This window comes from Desulfobacterium sp. N47 (assembly GCF_051233685.1).
In the GTDB taxonomy this organism is placed as follows: Bacteria; Desulfobacterota; Desulfobacteria; order Desulfobacterales; family RPRI01; genus RPRI01.
Genome location: NZ_JBAMMY010000263.1, coordinates 1 through 14778 on the forward strand (window position 1 = coordinate 1; position 14778 = coordinate 14778).

The 14778-nt window shown below is 40.6% G+C and carries 17 protein-coding genes; 9 read left to right on the forward strand and 8 right to left on the reverse strand.

The genetic code is table 11. The annotated features are described in order from the left end of the window. Positions 1-378 precede the first annotated feature (378 nt). The 4 genes from VXK47_RS16660 to VXK47_RS16675 all read right to left on the reverse strand — a co-directional run bounded on the left by VXK47_RS16660 (position 379) and on the right by VXK47_RS16675 (position 3551). Positions 379-1359: an OmpA family protein gene (locus VXK47_RS16660; protein WP_435549910.1), complete on the reverse strand. Its 981-nt coding sequence runs from the start codon at positions 1357-1359 to the stop codon at positions 379-381. A gap of 37 nt (positions 1360-1396) precedes the next feature. After that, on the reverse strand, positions 1397-1783 hold the full coding sequence (locus tag VXK47_RS16665) for a DUF4398 domain-containing protein (RefSeq protein ID WP_435549911.1): 387 nt from the start codon (positions 1781-1783) through the stop codon (positions 1397-1399). Positions 1784-1896: 113 nt separating this feature from the next. Continuing rightward, entirely contained in the window at positions 1897-2166 is a 270-nt protein-coding gene (locus VXK47_RS16670; protein ID WP_435549912.1) for a YtxH domain-containing protein, read from the reverse strand. A gap of 287 nt (positions 2167-2453) precedes the next feature. Then, positions 2454-3551: a transposase gene (locus VXK47_RS16675; protein WP_435549913.1), complete on the reverse strand. Its 1098-nt coding sequence runs from the start codon at positions 3549-3551 to the stop codon at positions 2454-2456. Positions 3552-4052: 501 nt separating this feature from the next. On the opposite strand from VXK47_RS16675, the gene VXK47_RS16680 reads away from it, so the two are divergent. From VXK47_RS16680 to VXK47_RS16690, 3 genes are all read left to right on the forward strand, one after another. After that, on the forward strand, positions 4053-4277 hold the full coding sequence (locus VXK47_RS16680; protein ID WP_435549914.1) for a hypothetical protein: 225 nt from the start codon (positions 4053-4055) through the stop codon (positions 4275-4277). A 160-nt stretch (positions 4278-4437) separates the two neighbouring features. Continuing rightward, positions 4438-4854, forward strand: a complete 417-nt coding sequence (gene ndk / locus VXK47_RS16685; RefSeq protein WP_435549915.1) for a nucleoside-diphosphate kinase — start codon at positions 4438-4440, stop codon at positions 4852-4854. A 2-nt stretch (positions 4855-4856) separates the two neighbouring features. Next, on the forward strand, positions 4857-5627 hold the full coding sequence (locus tag VXK47_RS16690) for an RNA methyltransferase (RefSeq protein ID WP_435549916.1): 771 nt from the start codon (positions 4857-4859) through the stop codon (positions 5625-5627). On the opposite strand, the gene VXK47_RS16695 is transcribed toward VXK47_RS16690, so the two are convergent. Beyond that, positions 5624-7279 carry an NAD+ synthase gene (locus tag VXK47_RS16695; RefSeq protein WP_435549917.1) on the reverse strand — a complete coding sequence of 552 codons (1656 nt, stop codon included), beginning with the start codon at positions 7277-7279 and terminating at the stop codon, positions 5624-5626. The genes VXK47_RS16690 and VXK47_RS16695 overlap by 4 nt on opposite strands. 5 nt (positions 7280-7284) lie before the next feature. Further along, positions 7285-7551: a hypothetical protein gene (locus VXK47_RS16700; protein WP_435549918.1), complete on the reverse strand. Its 267-nt coding sequence runs from the start codon at positions 7549-7551 to the stop codon at positions 7285-7287. 144 nt (positions 7552-7695) lie between these two features. Between VXK47_RS16700 and VXK47_RS16705 the strand changes: the two genes are divergently transcribed. The 6 genes from VXK47_RS16705 (at position 7696) to VXK47_RS16730 (ending at position 12069) form a co-directional block, all read left to right on the forward strand. Next, positions 7696-9219, forward strand: a complete 1524-nt coding sequence (locus VXK47_RS16705) for a MarR family transcriptional regulator (RefSeq protein WP_435549919.1) — start codon at positions 7696-7698, stop codon at positions 9217-9219. 140 nt (positions 9220-9359) lie between these two features. Then, entirely contained in the window at positions 9360-9599 is a 240-nt protein-coding gene (locus VXK47_RS16710; RefSeq protein WP_435549920.1) for a DUF4160 domain-containing protein, read from the forward strand. Beyond that, positions 9580-9852 carry a DUF2442 domain-containing protein gene (locus VXK47_RS16715; protein ID WP_435549921.1) on the forward strand — a complete coding sequence of 91 codons (273 nt, stop codon included), beginning with the start codon at positions 9580-9582 and terminating at the stop codon, positions 9850-9852. Before VXK47_RS16710 ends, VXK47_RS16715 begins: the two co-directional genes overlap by 20 nt. A gap of 175 nt (positions 9853-10027) precedes the next feature. After that, positions 10028-10240: a DUF2281 domain-containing protein gene (locus tag VXK47_RS16720; protein WP_435549922.1), complete on the forward strand. Its 213-nt coding sequence runs from the start codon at positions 10028-10030 to the stop codon at positions 10238-10240. Positions 10241-10342: 102 nt separating this feature from the next. Then, on the forward strand, positions 10343-10567 hold the full coding sequence (locus VXK47_RS16725; RefSeq protein WP_435549923.1) for a hypothetical protein: 225 nt from the start codon (positions 10343-10345) through the stop codon (positions 10565-10567). A 347-nt stretch (positions 10568-10914) separates the two neighbouring features. Next, positions 10915-12069: an ATP-binding protein gene (locus tag VXK47_RS16730; RefSeq protein WP_435549924.1), complete on the forward strand. Its 1155-nt coding sequence runs from the start codon at positions 10915-10917 to the stop codon at positions 12067-12069. Positions 12070-12661: 592 nt separating this feature from the next. On the opposite strand, the gene VXK47_RS16735 is transcribed toward VXK47_RS16730, so the two are convergent. Then, positions 12662-13093, reverse strand: coding sequence for a DUF1566 domain-containing protein (locus VXK47_RS16735; protein ID WP_435549925.1), 432 nt, complete (start codon positions 13091-13093; stop codon positions 12662-12664). Positions 13094-13119: 26 nt separating this feature from the next. Then, a complete protein-coding gene (locus VXK47_RS16740; protein ID WP_435549926.1) occupies positions 13120-14757 on the reverse strand; it encodes a reverse transcriptase domain-containing protein in 1638 nt (545 codons plus the stop codon). Between the last annotated feature and the right edge of the window lie 21 nt (positions 14758-14778).

Genomic DNA, 14778 nt, shown 5'->3' on the forward strand with positions numbered 1-14778 from the left:
ATAGAGCATTCTCTTTATTAAATCAATATGTTATTTGGTATTTCAACTGCTTTTTATAAAAATAATCGGATCAATGCGAGACTTTTGAAATTACCTCTAGAGTATAATCATAATATTTTATAATGTATTATAGAGAACTGACAGGATATTCAGCTCATTTATATAGAAACAATTCAAAAAGCATAAACATGTTCTTTATTCCGTAATTTGATTGTCCGGACATATTTTTTTTGGATAGTTGACTCATAACTTCCCTTTATTGATTTGCAACTTTAGGTACTATTGTTATGAGTCAACAAAATCTATCATCCTTTGGACATATTATATTTTTATTAAGCATTTCATCAACTTGCTTAGAGATAAAGCACAGTCAACAAATTATTGCGCGGTTTCCGCAGTATTGGAAATAATTATTTCCACGCGGCGATTTTGCTGCCGGCCGGCAGAGGTATCATTGCTTGCCACAGGATAGACCTCGCCCTTGCCTATAGTTTGGATTCTTGCCTGGTCGATCCCTCTTGCAACAAGGGCATCCCGAACCGCATCAGCGCGTCGCTGTGAAAGACCAAGATTATAAGTGTCGCTTCCTCTGCTGTCGGTGTGGCCTTCAATTACAACCATTCGCTCGGCATGCTTCTTAAGAAACTCTGCGAGTTGGTCTATAGTGCGCATAGCTCCTGGTTGAAGGTTTGCCTTGTTGTTGGCAAAAAGCACATCGCCTAAAGTAAGCACAATGCCCCGATCGGTCTGTTTAGCCTGAAGCTTATCAATCTCCGCTTTAAGCTCTGCTGCCTTTTTCCGGGCTTGTTCAGCCTCAAGAGACATGGCTTGAGATTCCTGTTTTGCCAATTCAAGCTTTTTCATTTGTTCCAGAGCTTCCTGCTGTTTTATTTCAAGTTGTTGTGCTTTTTCTATTGCCATCATCTTGGCTTGATTTGCTTCCTTAGTGCTGGCATCGGCCTTTATATTGGCCTGCTTAGCTTCCAGGCTGCGACTCTCCATCAGTATACGATTCCGCTCCTGATTAAGCCTCTCAACCTCAGCTTCAGCCTTTTTTTTCTCCGCCATAGCCACAGCGATCTGAACCCGCCTTTCCGCAAGATAAGCTTTCTGGTCTATATCTTTCAGCTCTTTAGCTGCCTCAGCAAGTTCCAGTGACTTCTTGGCGTCATACATGGGCACTTGTGCATTAGTTACTATATCAGGATTAGCGATTGCATCAGAGTAAGCGGTGCGAGCACGTTCCAGTGCCTCATTTGTCTTGGGAGTTGAAGCGCAACCAAGCATCATGCTTGCTGTCATCGTTACAATCATCAAAAGTCCCAGATAGATGTTTACATTTTTCTTTGTTTTCACCATGGTGTGTCTCCTCCTTAATCCTTAAAACCGTTGATTTCTATTTTGATTGCATACGATTGATTTCTGACTGAAGGCTTTTAATGCTTTCCTGAAGCTCTCCGGTGAATTTTTTCGCCTTTGCTTCATTTGATTTTGCTCTCGCAAGGGTGGCATCAACTAAGGCTTTATCCGCCAGCCCCTGAGCCTTTTCATATTCTTCGTTTTCCATGGCAGCCTTGGCAGCCTTCAGATTATCCTGCGCCAATCTCAGTTCCAGCGGAGCATAGTTGTTGGCATCACTTTCTACTGCCTGTTTAATGTTCATTTCCGTGTTTGCTATTTCATTTGTTGGTGGGGTACCAGTCGTTCCACAACCGCCAAGGGTCAAGAAACCCAAAATAACTGAAACAGCAGTTGTTATTACAATATGTTTCTTTGCTTTCATATCTCTTTTCCTCCACATTATCTGAAAATTATAAATAGCGATACTTTATGGTAATTCCAAACCGGCTCGTACAAGAACACAAATAATTATAATTTAAAAACTTCTATACTCTATTATTCTTTTTCGAGCATCTCCTTTTTATAAGCTTGTTTACCAGTCTCTACAGCAGCCGAAAGTGCAGACTTTTTTTCTTCCAGAACATTCTTAGCGCCTTCAACTGAAGAAGCAACTTTTTCTTTCATTGATCCTGCATAATCTTTGATTTTTTCCATTGTTTCCTGGCCCGATTTGGGTGCTAGAAGAATTGCAACACCTGCTCCGATTACACCTCCAAGAATAAATGAAGCTAACAACGCTCCCTGGTTATTGTTTTTTTCTTCCATATTAAATTCCTCCTTTTATGATATTTTTAGCCAAAAATCATACTTCCAAATTATTTTGTCTATAAAACCTGCCACACTCTTAAAAAGTTAATCTAGAGCTAATTTCAAAACGATTAAAGGCGGCTTGTTAAACAGGTCAACAGTTGAAATCCCGGCAATAGAGCGGACTTAAGGGCTCCGATTTTCATTGGAGAACCACAAAAGGCAATAAATGCCGAGTTTTTGACAATACCTGCCCGATCGTTTTGTAAAAACGTTATTATAAACGAAAGCTTATTCGTTCTTTGTCATTGAAGCAATCGAAATATCTGCATAGCTGTGATCGATATTATCCCGAACATCAGATGGGCCATGACTTTTGTGGCTCCCTGTACTCTGATGTTGCGGCCGCCATAATTATCCTTGAGATTGGAGTTGACTCGTTCAGCGCTGGTTCTTTGCGCAAAACGAGATTTTGTTGCAGGATCCATCAGAACCTTTTCCCCACATCTCGGGTTATTATCAACAATCGGCCTATGTCCCAGTGATTTACTGAATTCATGAATTTGCGGTGAATCATAAGCCGCATCCATTAAATCATAAAGGTTGGCAACCCGCTTTGAACTCATCTGTGCAAGAGGTATCGCAACCTGAGAATCATGCAATGAGGCCGCTGTAAGAATGGCGCTTATCGGAATATCCCCATCAATGCAATCAAGGTGAAGTTTATAGCCGATCCAGGTTTCCTTATAGCCCTTGCTGTTCTTTTTGGTGCCGACGTTACAGTGGGTCGGCAAATCATTTAAATTGTCTTCCAAACTCCTGGTGGCCTGGAGATCCACACGTTTTTCCGGTTTGGAAGGTAGAACTTCACCTTTACGTGGCCTGCCACGTTTACGTTTGGGGCCAGGGGTTACTTCATCTTTTTCTGTCTTCACCGGCTTTTCACGCGCTTCAATGGCCGTAGCATCGCGGCTTATGTGACCAGCAAGCTTTTGACCACAATACTTTATTACCATGGCTTCATGAATATTCTGCGGCAACCTGCTATCGGCGAACTCCTTGAAAGCCCTGGAGAAAGTTGCCTTGGATGGTATTTGGAATGCATTTTCCCATCCGCATAGCCGTCTGGTATCATCGCATTTCTTCAGATATTCAATAAGAGTATCTGTGTGGTCAAACTTGAATACCATCTTTGCAACAAAGGCTTTTGCAATACTAATGCGATCTTTTCTTTTACGCCCGAACCCGTGCCACCTGAATTTATTCATATGGCTCCTCAAATCCAGCAGAGAGACAATCTTTATGAATTCCTTATCCTTTGCGGAAATTGGACCAAGTTCATTTTCTAATGCTGGAAAAAGTTGTCTTTGTATGGTATTCCAAATGTCAAAGAGAGTGCTCATATTATCATCCTTTCTTGAATTGGTGAATTTAAGAAGATAATAGAGCATTCTCTTTATTAAATCAATATGTTATTTGGTATTTCAACTGCTTTTTATAAAAATAATCGGATCAATGCGAGACTTTTGAAATTACCTCTTAATGTCAGGAATATAACATTTCATTTCGTTTAACTCTTAATATTCCACGCAAATCAAATGATATTTTCAAATGTATCACTTTATTTTACAATTGAAGCTTAGCTCAAATATCATATCTTTTTGGTCTTGTATAGTATCCCAAAGTATACCTTTTATGTTTTTTTTGTATAATTATGTTTCTCTTCCGATATACAAGTCATTATTGCCAAACATCTTCTTTTATTAAAAAAAATAAAAGCCTCCATATAACAACGCTACTTACAAATGACCTACAGATTGAGTAAATAATGAATTCTTTCTCATTTAATTTTCCTTTTATATTTCGCCAAAATTAATCTGAACCCTATTATTGATCCGGATTTTATGTCTGAATCTGAAACATATGATCTTAGGACGAATGCTGTCTTTCAATATCAACAATTTATTGAAAGCTGCTATATTCACTCAATGTCAGTTTTTGGCAAGATTGAAGACGGCAAACCATGGCGGGGAGCTAACGGATTTTCCTATAGCCAGAATGTCAAAAGCATTGAAGGGTTTTTAGCAAAATCGCTTTTGTTTCCGGATACCGGATCAAGTCCGGCATGACGGTTTGGGTGTTTTAGATGGCATACTAATTCCAAACGCGTTTACCCTGACATAGTTTCCCGGCGTTATTGACTTCAATATCTGCTTCTGGTAAATCAGCACAAACAATAAAAACATGGTTATTAACAAAGCCGCAACACTTGAAAGGATTATATAAATTATGGAAAGATCATTGTCTATTATAAAACCGGATGGAGTATCACGTGGTCTGATAGGTGAAGTAATCAGGCGTTTGGAAAAAAACAATATTAAGATTGCCGCCATGAAAATGATATACATGACCAAGGCTCAGGCTCAGGGCTTTTATGACGTTCATAAAGAACGCCCTTTTTTTGCAAGTTTAACCGATTTTATGTCTTCCGGTCCTGTTGTGGCCATGGTGCTTGAAGGCGAGAACGTAATTCCGAAGTACAGGGAATTGATGGGGGCAACCAATTATAAAGAAGCGGCCCCCGGAACAATTCGTGCGGATTTTGCTACTGATATTGAAAAAAACATTGTACACGGTTCCGATTCCCCTCAAACGGCAGCTTTTGAAATCGGTTATTTTTTCAATAGTTTTGAAGTAATAAGCTGATTGTGCAAAGAGTAAATTCCGATAATATTACAATTGTCATGGTCCGGCCCAGATTTCCTGAAAACATAGGATCATCTGCAAGGGCCATGTTGAATATGGGGATAAGAAATCTTGTTGTTGTTTCTCCTGAAAATTATGATCTTGAAAAAATCCGAAAGCTTGGAACCCACTTTTCTTCCGATGTTATCGACGGTATCCAACTGTTTGAAAACCTAAAAGAAGCTCTTGCTTCATATAATTATGTGGTCGGAACCACTGCCCGCCTCGGCGGAGAGCGTGCGATACTTTCAACTCCTTCGGGCATGGCAGAAAGGCTTGCAGATCTTTCCCAAAACAACAAAATCGCCATTCTGTTCGGTTCTGAAGACAGAGGGCTTGTAAACGAAGATATCCGCCTTTGCCACGAGCTTATAAATATTCCTTCCTCGGATTTTTCTTCGCTCAATGTTTCTCAGGCGGTTTTACTGGTGTGCTACGAGCTTTTTCTTGCCGGGATTGAAGAGAAGACAAAATATTCTCCGAGGCTCGCATCAAGACATGAGTTAGACGGGATGTACGAACAGGTAAAAGATATTCTTGTAAGGATCGATTATATAAATAACGAAAATCCCGACTACTGGATGAATAAGCTGCGTCATTATTTCACAAGGCTTAAGCTCAGGGCCGGGGAAGTAAGCATCATCAGAGGGATATGCCGTCAGATTGACTGGTATGGAAAAAGCTCTTATAAAAAAGGGGCTGAAGAAAAAATAAATCCGAAAGGCACTCTTTAAATATCTCTTTGAGTGTATCTCTGAGCCAGCGGATATCTTCTGCCATAGCCGAAAGCCTTTGATGTAACCTTGAGTCCGGGGGCGGCCTGATGCCTTTTGTATTCATTTCTGTCAACCCGTAAAATCACATCTTTAACTGTTTTTGCATCAAAACCTTGAGCAATAAGCTCTTTCGCCCCTTTCAAATCTTCAATATATCCTTTTAATATGGCATCAAGAAGATCATAGGGCGGAAGATCATCCTGGTCTGTCTGGTCCGGCTTCAGTTCGGCTGAAGGGGCTTTCTTTATTATATTTGCCGGAATAGTTTCTTTGCTGCGATTTATAAAGTGAGAAATTTCATATACAATTGTTTTTGGAATATCCGATATTACGGCAAGCCCTCCGTTCATATCTCCGTACAAAGTGCAATAACCTACGGCAAGTTCGGACTTGTTTCCGGTAGAAAGAAGAATACGGTTTTCTCTGTTTGATAAAGCCATCAGTATGGTTCCTCTGATTCTGGCCTGGATATTCTGCTCAGTTACTTCGGGCTCATTTTGTTTAAATGAAGGAGAAACAAGTTTTAAAAATCCTTCAAAAACACTGTCTATAGGAATGATTTCATACTTTGTTCCGATATTTTGAGCAAGTTTTTGCGTATCCCCATAATTTTCTTTTGATGTGTAGGAAGACGGCATAAATACCGTCAGCACATTTTCCGGGCCTATGGCTTGCGCTGCAATAAAAGCCGTAATCGCTGAATCTATTCCGCCGCTTAATCCAAGCACTACTTTGGAAAAACCGCATTTTGTCACATAATCGCGCGTTCCCATAACGAGAGCCTTTAAAACGGCTTCGGTGTTGCTTGCGGATACCGGGTGCATGTTTTCCTGCAAAAGATTTCCGGATGGATTGTCAGTATCATAAAATATCAAATCCTGATCAAAATCACGGGCAAGAGCGATTATCCTGCCGTTTGTGTCAAAAACAGCGCTTGTTCCGTCAAAAAGGACGCTGTCATTACCGCCTACCTGATTAGCAAAAATAAACGGAACCTTATATTTGCGTGCTATAGCTCCGAACATGTTTTGCCTGAATTGTTGTTTGCCCATATGAAACGGGGATGCTGAAATATTTATAATCAGGTTTGCTCCGTTTTTAATCATAAGACTTACCGGATTTAAATGATATTTTTTTTCCCCGGAACTGTTATCATCGTTCCATGCATCCTCACATATTGCAATGCCGATTATTTTGTCTTTATAGCTATAGGGAGCAAATTCTGCGCCTGCTTCAAAATATCTGCTTTCATCGAATACATCATATGTGGGAAGCAGTCTTTTATTTGTTTTGTGAAGGATTTTTCCGTTTTCAAACAGAACCGCCGAATTATAGAGAAGATTTCCTTCATCTGCTTTATCCGCAAATCCGCAGATTACACCTATTCCCCTTATTTCATCGACAAGCCGGGAAAGATATGAAAGATTTGCTTCAATGAAATCTTTTTTTTCCAGAAGATCACGGGGGGGATAACCTGTAACAGAAAGCTCCGGGAAAACCACAAGATCACAGTTTTGTTTTATGGCTTTACCGGCAAAGCTCTTTATCAGGTTAAAATTATATTCAAAATCACCAATAACAGGGTTAATTTGCGCTATGGCTATTTTCATATGGGTTACTTTCTGAAAGATTCATTTTCCGCAATCAGCGATCTTGCTATTTCAATATCATAAGCTTCATTGGGGTTAAATTTAGAACCATCATATAGTGGGATCGCCTGTTTTATGGCGCTGTAAGGAACCCATCCATGTTCTTCCCATAGTTTAGAGTCATCATTATTCCAGAGTCTGAAACAAATCTCATCTTTTGACTTATTTACATACATGCGAACTTTCTGGTTCTGAGGGAAAGGATAATAATACAAACCCCGTTTGTCTTTCATATATAGCTTCCTTAATAACTGTTCCTTTTATAAAATATAAAGCATTTTTGATATCATAAAGCCTAACCCGGACAAGCCGGAACCAAGAATTTTTAGTTAAACCATGCTAAAATGAGTGTAACATTTTTAGCATGGAGGTTTAGTATGTTGATTACCGAACGATATAAAGAGCAAATCACGGGTGTTCTTTCATGTTACGACCGTATTGTCATCCAGGGCACCCTGCCTGGATGGTGTTATGATCAGGGGATGACCGCTTTTCTTTACTCCCAGGGCATCAGGATATTCGATTATCCCGGGTTTGCGCAAGGTCTTCGGGAGGAGATCAGACAGAATGCTGAGCGTATTGCCGAAGAACAGGGCATTCAGATTGAGTTCATCCGTAAGATCAAGGCGTTTCGTAAAGAGGCTCGTATCAAAGCCATTTTGAAAGAGCGAGGGCAACATCCCGGTCTTGTGCATATCTTTTCCGCCATGGAAGCCTGTACCAGTTATAGGCCATGGCATGACAAAAATTCAGGCAAGACATTCCTCCGTTATGATTCCGGTAAATGTCTCCATTATTACTTTTATTTCATCGACAAGGTTTTCGGCCTCTGTTATCTCCGGGTTCCCACATGGTGTCCTTTCCGGCTACAGTTTTACTTTAACGGTCATAACTGGCTGGCTCATCAGTTGGATAATGCCCAGATACCATATGTCATGAATGAAAACGCCTTTCTTGATATTGACGACTTCAGTAAAGCCCAGGATATCTCGGACAGCATCAGGGTTGAAGCGTTACATGCAGCCATGGATGTTTTTGCCGAACAATACTGCCCCGTTATCAAGAACTACGACCTGCGTTACCGCTGGAGCATCATGCAGGCCGAATACGCCACCGATATTGTTTTCAAAAAGCAGGCTGATTTGAAAGAACTGTATGAATCCATTGTTCGAACCGCCATCCACTCCGTGAAACCGGAGAACATCGCCTCTTTTCTGGGGCAAAAGCTGCATGGTAATTATCAGGGAGAAATGGGCAACCGTTTCAATACGCGAATTCTCGGAACGAGAATCAAGCACCAGATGGGTGCAGTATCCCTCAAGATGTATGATAAATTCGGTCTGATCCTGAGGATTGAAACCACAACCAATGATGTTTCTCAGTTCAAACACTTCCGTAAAGTTCAACAGAGAGACGGCCATTCGGTTGTAAAGAATGCCTCTATGAAAAAGAACATCTACAGTTTGTTCCCCCTTATGAATCTTCTAAAGGCTTCCAATCGTCGCTACCTGGAGTTTATCTCCACCTTTGATGATCCAAGCCATGGGGTCAAACAACTCCGGAAGATTTCAAAGACCGTCACCGCTGATAACCGCTCCTACAAAGGAATCAATTTCTACAGTGATGATGATCAAGCGCTTCTAAAAATCCTGGCACGGGGAGAGTTCAACAGCAACGGCCTGCAGAACCGTTCTCTTCGTCAATATCTCCCCGGTAAAGGCAGCGGCGCTGTCTCCAGAATCCTCAAACGATTAAAAGCCCACGGTCTCCTTAAAAAAGTTCCCAAAACCTATAAATACTATCTGACTAAGTTGGGCAAGGCCGTTATCGTTACCGGTTTAATGATCAGGGAGATGTTCGTAATCCCTGAACTGGCAAGACTCAGAACCGCTTGCCAATAAATTCTTTTGCCATTTTTGCAAGAACTTTACAATTAAGGGACTAACAACGTACCAATTACTACTATAAAAAATATTTTTAGATATTGTAGATCGTAGAGAAAAATGATAAAAACAATAGTGATTAAAATAAAAGGGGAAAAATGTCACCAGCAGTTTTGAGGTCAGGACCATACAGGTTTTATTTTGTAAGTCATGACTTGCACGAACCACCGCATGTCCACATTGACCGAGATGCCTTCTCAGCCAAGTTCTGGCTCAATCCTGTGGCGTTGGCATACAATCTTGGTTTTCCGGCAAGAGAATTGCGAAAATTGGAAATGCTTACTACGGAGAACCAAAAAGAATTATTGGAGGTATGGAATGAATTCTTTGGAGCCTAAAGCGGGAGAACGCGTAAGGGATGTACACATTACTGATGATACCATTAGTGTGGATCTTTTTGATGGACGAACCATAACTGTCCCGATAGCGTGGTACCCACGTTTACTGCATGCCACACCAAAGCAGCGCGCAAACTGGCGAATTGCCGGAGCGGGATACGGAATACATTGGCCGGATGTTGATGAGGATCTAACTACCCAAGGTCTTTTGCAAGGAGCCCCCGCTCCACGGGGAGCTGCAAAAGCCGCATAGACAGACTTATCCTTTTTCATAAACCGCTTTGCGCAAAGACATCATGCAGGATTGCATAAAAAACATAGAGGTCCCGAACTACCCCGTTTGCTGTATAAACAAATTGATATTATTTGTAAAATAATGGTATAATTATTAAAAAATCAATTAAGCGCCATAATAGAGGAGTTGTCTTATGAAATTTCAAGATATCGAAGCTAAAATTGATAAATTACCGGCACATGTAATTCCCGAAGTTAATGACTTTATAGATTATTTATTAGTTAAATATGGCGAAAAAAAGGTTAAGAAAAGCAAATTTAAGTTTGATTGGGAAAGCGGTTTATCAAATTTAAAAAATGAATATACTTCTGTAGAGTTGCAACATAAAGCGCTGGAGTGGCGATAGTGTATCTGCTTGATACGAATATATTTATAGAAATTCTACTACAGCAGGATAAAAGCAAAGACTGTAAATTCTTCATAGTTCATAGAAAAGGGTATCGGCAAGTTGAATATTTCTGATTTTTCTCTACATTCTATTGGCGTGATTCTTTTTAGAAAAAATAAAGAACAGATTTTTTTAAAATTTATTTCAGATATTCTATCGAAAACAAATCTAATTTCCCTTCCTAAGGATGATTATAAGGAAGTTATAATCATTAAAAAGAAAATCCAATTAGATTTTGATGATTCTGCGGTAGTCGGGGAAACTGTACAGTTGCTTAAGTGGTAGAGCTGTTCTAAAGCCTTATTCACAAACCTCTTTCAATATACATCATATGAAATCGCATAAAAGCATAGACATCACGATTACTACTCTCAACAAAAATATACTCCCGAAGGCAAATTAAAAATCCCCTTTGTTTATACTTTCATAATAGTTTAATAATATGGCATATTCTATATAAAACTATAAAAATAAAGGGCTCCAAGTAACCCCTTTATTTTTTAGGTAAACTGAAAAATGTTTATTGCGAATGCTAAAAAAGAGTTGCAAACTCCATAAATATATGCAAAATGGAGTTATTAAGGCCAAAATGAACTTCTTGCTAAAAACATCTAATTTTTTAAAATCCCAAAATGGAATCAAATAAAATATTTGAACGAATTATTGCTTTAGCCCCAGATAAGAGCTGTTTTCTATTTGGTCCCAGAGGAACGGGCAAATCTTTCTGGTTAAGGCGGCAGTATAAAAAAAGCATTTATATTGATCTATTGGAGTCGGAAACATATTTTCGTCTTATAAGTTCCCCTGAAAAACTTGAATCCTATATTCCCGAAGATTTTTCAGATGTAATCATCATCGATGAAGTGCAAAAGGTTCCCAAACTCTTGGATGAAGTTCACCGATTGATTGAAAAATTTGGATACCGGTTTATACTGACCGGTTCCAGCGCAAGAAAACTAAAGAAGTCAGATATAAATCTTTTGGCAGGCAGGGCGTTAACGGCTTATATGCATCCTTTATGCTGCAAAGAACTTTCTTCCTATTTTAATTTAGCACACTCATTGAAATACGGTCATTTGCCATGTGCATACACTGAAAAAGACCCTGCTTCATATTTAAGCTCATATGTGGTTACATATTTAAAAGAAGAGGTTTTTCAGGAAGGGTTGACCAGAAACATAGGGGGCTTTTCAAGGTTTTTGGAAACGGCCAGCTTTTCCCAGGGAGAAGTATTAAACCTTTCTGAGATTGCAAGAGAGTGTTCATTAAACAGAAAACTTGTTGAAAGCTATTTTTCCATACTTGACGATCTGCTGATTTCCTTGCGATTGCCTGTATTTACAAAAAAAGCAAAAAGAAGAATGATACAGCACCCGAAATTCTATTTTTTTGATGTGGGTATCTTTCGAACAATCAGACCAAAAGGCCCGCTTGATTCCCCGGAAGAAATTGAAGGCCCTGCACTTGAAACCTTGTTTTTACAGGAGCTAAGAGCGATAAACGATTATTATAAACTCGGATATGATATTTACTATTGGCGCACGTCAAATCAGGTTGAAGTAGATTTTGTCTTATACGGAGAAAAGGGCATATTTGCTTTTGAGATTAAAAGGAAAGCAAAATACTCAGCCAAAGATCTTAATGGGTTGAAACTGTTTTTACAAGACTACCCGATGGCAAAAGCTTTTTTGCTATACGGGGGCACTAAACGATTTTATGAAGAAGGAATTCAAATTATTCCGATTCAAGAAGCAATAACACAAATGTATCAATTATTGAAATACTGATTTTAGAGCTTTGACAAATAGATGTGCGTTATTGTTAAAAAGGGAAGTAAAGGCCATTTTATTATAACTGCATATTTTACTGACACCATAAAGAGGTGTGAAGCATTATGGCAGAAGCAATAAAAGTTTGGTATGATAAAGAGGGAGACTACCTTGAAGTTCTCTTTGAAAGGAAAGCCGGTTATTTTAAAGAGACCGAAAATGAATCATTCAACATCTGAAAAAGATAGAAAATCTTCCACCGGCTCAACAAAAAAACATCTCGCTTAAAACCATCCAAAACCATCCAGGCGATATCCCCGAAGGAACACTAAGGGCAATCTTGAGAGAAGCCGGTATTGCTCCGGATGATTTTTTAAAAAAGAAATAAATCTACATCCTTCTTCACAAACTTCTTTCTATAAAGACATTATACTTATAAAATCATTGCGTTATATATAAACGGATAAAGTAAATGCCCCCGGTATACTCCCGAAGACAAATCGAAAACCCCGGGCTTTTATTTGGGGGCGGAATCGTGATGTTTCGTCTGAATTTCTCACTCATTTCCACCCCCGGCATCCGCTAAATCACCAAATATTCAAATCACCAATCACTGTCCACCGCGGACGGCACGCACATAATAACTAGAGGACTTATGGCCGTGGTTGACGCTGCCGTAGTAGAAACTCACGAGCCACGCGTAGGCCGGGTAACTAGCGCTAGTAGTGGACGACCAATAATAGGACGACATCGCCCCGGGAAACGCCACAGTATCGATGGCAGGATTGTATTTCGAATAATCGACGAGGGATTGAAGCTCGTTGCGATTCGGCAGCCGCCAATCGCTGTAACCGGCAAGCTGAAGGTTTTCACAGTAAGTCAGGGCAGCCGTCCAGGTCATCGTTCCGGCTCCGGCCTGCTGCCACATGAGCCCGGTTTTCGTATCAGTCACTGTGCCATCGTTATTGTCTACTAAATCAGCGTATGCCGCTGAACAAAAAACAAACAAACTCATTATTAAAATCAAAAAGCCTTTACGCATTTTTCCAATCCCCTTTTTTAGAATAGTTATAAAATACGATAGAGGTCATCGACATATCGCTTCTTTACATATTTGCCGGCTCCAGCCTCTCTGATCACGGCCACGTCTCTTCCCATCTCAAGCAGTTTCTTGATATTACGCGGTTCAAAGCGAAGTGGAAAACCGGCCGAAACGCCTATCCCTCTCTTGTTCTCCTGAAGGATAAGCCCCAGCGCCTTTCCGGCGGATACGGCATCACCATCATATATTTCCAGGAAAAGCCCCACCTCAATCAAAAGCACAGTATCTTTCAACTTTGCCCTAAAAAACCCAACCTGCGATCTCAAAGACCGAAAGCTTCCCTTGTACACAAGCTTTCTTGTCAGTTTTTCCCCGTTGAAAGTGAAATATTCGTTCAACCATGGGTGCTTTAAAAAAACAGTACGCGTCAGACGATAGCTGTCGGCATGCTTGAAATGACCAAGATAGGATGCCAGTGTCTGCATCAAATCATCTGTTGCATCTGGGGTCATCTTCATTTTCAAAATCATTCGGCCGTTCACATCTTTCCGGCATTCCACCATTTTCTTATGGTGTTCGGCCAATTTTTCTTTCATGGCATTGACGACCCGATTCCTGACCAGGATATACTTCGGCCGCACGATATATCCCAGAAAATCGGCCCCCTCTGAAACCGTTTTTACTCTCCACCCGTCTTTGAGTGTCAACAAAAGCTTCTTTTCGAGATAATCGGCAATTTGAAGCACCCATTGCTCAAGACGGGTCGGGCTATCAGCCAGCAAAACGAAATCATCAACATATCTCACGTAATAGCGGCACTTAAGCCCGTGTTTGATAAAGTGGTCCATTTCGTTCAAATAAACATTCGCAAAAAACTGCGAGGTCAGGTTGCCTATCGGAAGCCCCTTGCCTTCGCCGACCTTGAGAAGGCTTTTATGCGGCGGCACCTTGTCGAGCATGACCGGATTTCCCTTGAAAACAAAATCCCGCTCGCAGGAATGATAAATAATACGGTGCAGCAGATAGAGCAGAACCCATGAGCTTGTGTCGCCCTTTGTTGAAAGTTTGCGTTCAAAAATTCCGAAAAGCACATCCTTATCGATACTCATGAAAAACGACCGTATATCGAGCTGAATCATCCACGCCTGCCGCTTGCCGTTATTTGTTGCCTTCAGCATGAAATTCTGAAGTCGGTGAACGGCGCCATGAGTTCCCTTTTCCTTTCTGGAAGCGTAGGAATCAAAAATAAAGTAAGGCTCCCATACTTTTTCCAGCTCCCGGACCACCAGGTGATGCACAATCCTGTCCGTAAAATCCGCTGCGAATATTTCCCGCAGCTTGGGGCTAGTTGTGATAAAGCAAACAGAGCGGGCCGGCCGGTACGTTCCTTGTTGTAATGACATCGCCAGATCAAATATCTTATCCAGAGATCCGATCTCGAATTTAAGCGCATTAATCGTACCCCTCTTCCGCTTCCGGCAATCCAGATAAGCTCCGTACACCGATTCAAAAGAGAGCAGCGAACACTTTCCACCGCGGACGGCACGCACATAATAATTATTTGACTTATTGTTGTTGTTGACGTTGCCGTTGTTGAAATTCACGTTCCACGCGTTGTCCGGGTTATTAGCGTTAGTAGTGGACGACCAATAATTGGACGACATTTCACCGCCTCACTTTATGAC

What these genes read in the sequence shown, in the direction of transcription:
- VXK47_RS16660 (WP_435549910.1), bottom strand. Translation starts at nt 1,359, where the DNA reads ATGGTGAAAACAAAGAAAAATGTAAACATCTATCTGGGACTTTTGATG.
- VXK47_RS16665 (WP_435549911.1), bottom strand. Translation starts at nt 1,783, where the DNA reads ATGAAAGCAAAGAAACATATTGTAATAACAACTGCTGTTTCAGTTATT.
- VXK47_RS16670 (WP_435549912.1), bottom strand. Translation starts at nt 2,166, where the DNA reads ATGGAAGAAAAAAACAATAACCAGGGAGCGTTGTTAGCTTCATTTATT.
- VXK47_RS16675 (WP_435549913.1), bottom strand. Translation starts at nt 3,551, where the DNA reads ATGAGCACTCTCTTTGACATTTGGAATACCATACAAAGACAACTTTTT.
- VXK47_RS16680 (WP_435549914.1), top strand. Translation starts at nt 4,053, where the DNA reads ATGTCTGAATCTGAAACATATGATCTTAGGACGAATGCTGTCTTTCAA.
- ndk (WP_435549915.1), top strand. Translation starts at nt 4,438, where the DNA reads ATGGAAAGATCATTGTCTATTATAAAACCGGATGGAGTATCACGTGGT.
- VXK47_RS16695 (WP_435549917.1), bottom strand. Translation starts at nt 7,279, where the DNA reads ATGAAAATAGCCATAGCGCAAATTAACCCTGTTATTGGTGATTTTGAA.
- VXK47_RS16700 (WP_435549918.1), bottom strand. Translation starts at nt 7,551, where the DNA reads ATGAAAGACAAACGGGGTTTGTATTATTATCCTTTCCCTCAGAACCAG.
- VXK47_RS16705 (WP_435549919.1), top strand. Translation starts at nt 7,696, where the DNA reads ATGTTGATTACCGAACGATATAAAGAGCAAATCACGGGTGTTCTTTCA.
- VXK47_RS16710 (WP_435549920.1), top strand. Translation starts at nt 9,360, where the DNA reads ATGTCACCAGCAGTTTTGAGGTCAGGACCATACAGGTTTTATTTTGTA.
- VXK47_RS16715 (WP_435549921.1), top strand. Translation starts at nt 9,580, where the DNA reads ATGAATTCTTTGGAGCCTAAAGCGGGAGAACGCGTAAGGGATGTACAC.
- VXK47_RS16720 (WP_435549922.1), top strand. Translation starts at nt 10,028, where the DNA reads ATGAAATTTCAAGATATCGAAGCTAAAATTGATAAATTACCGGCACAT.
- VXK47_RS16730 (WP_435549924.1), top strand. Translation starts at nt 10,915, where the DNA reads ATGGAATCAAATAAAATATTTGAACGAATTATTGCTTTAGCCCCAGAT.
- VXK47_RS16735 (WP_435549925.1), bottom strand. Translation starts at nt 13,093, where the DNA reads ATGCGTAAAGGCTTTTTGATTTTAATAATGAGTTTGTTTGTTTTTTGT.
- VXK47_RS16740 (WP_435549926.1), bottom strand. Translation starts at nt 14,757, where the DNA reads ATGTCGTCCAATTATTGGTCGTCCACTACTAACGCTAATAACCCGGAC.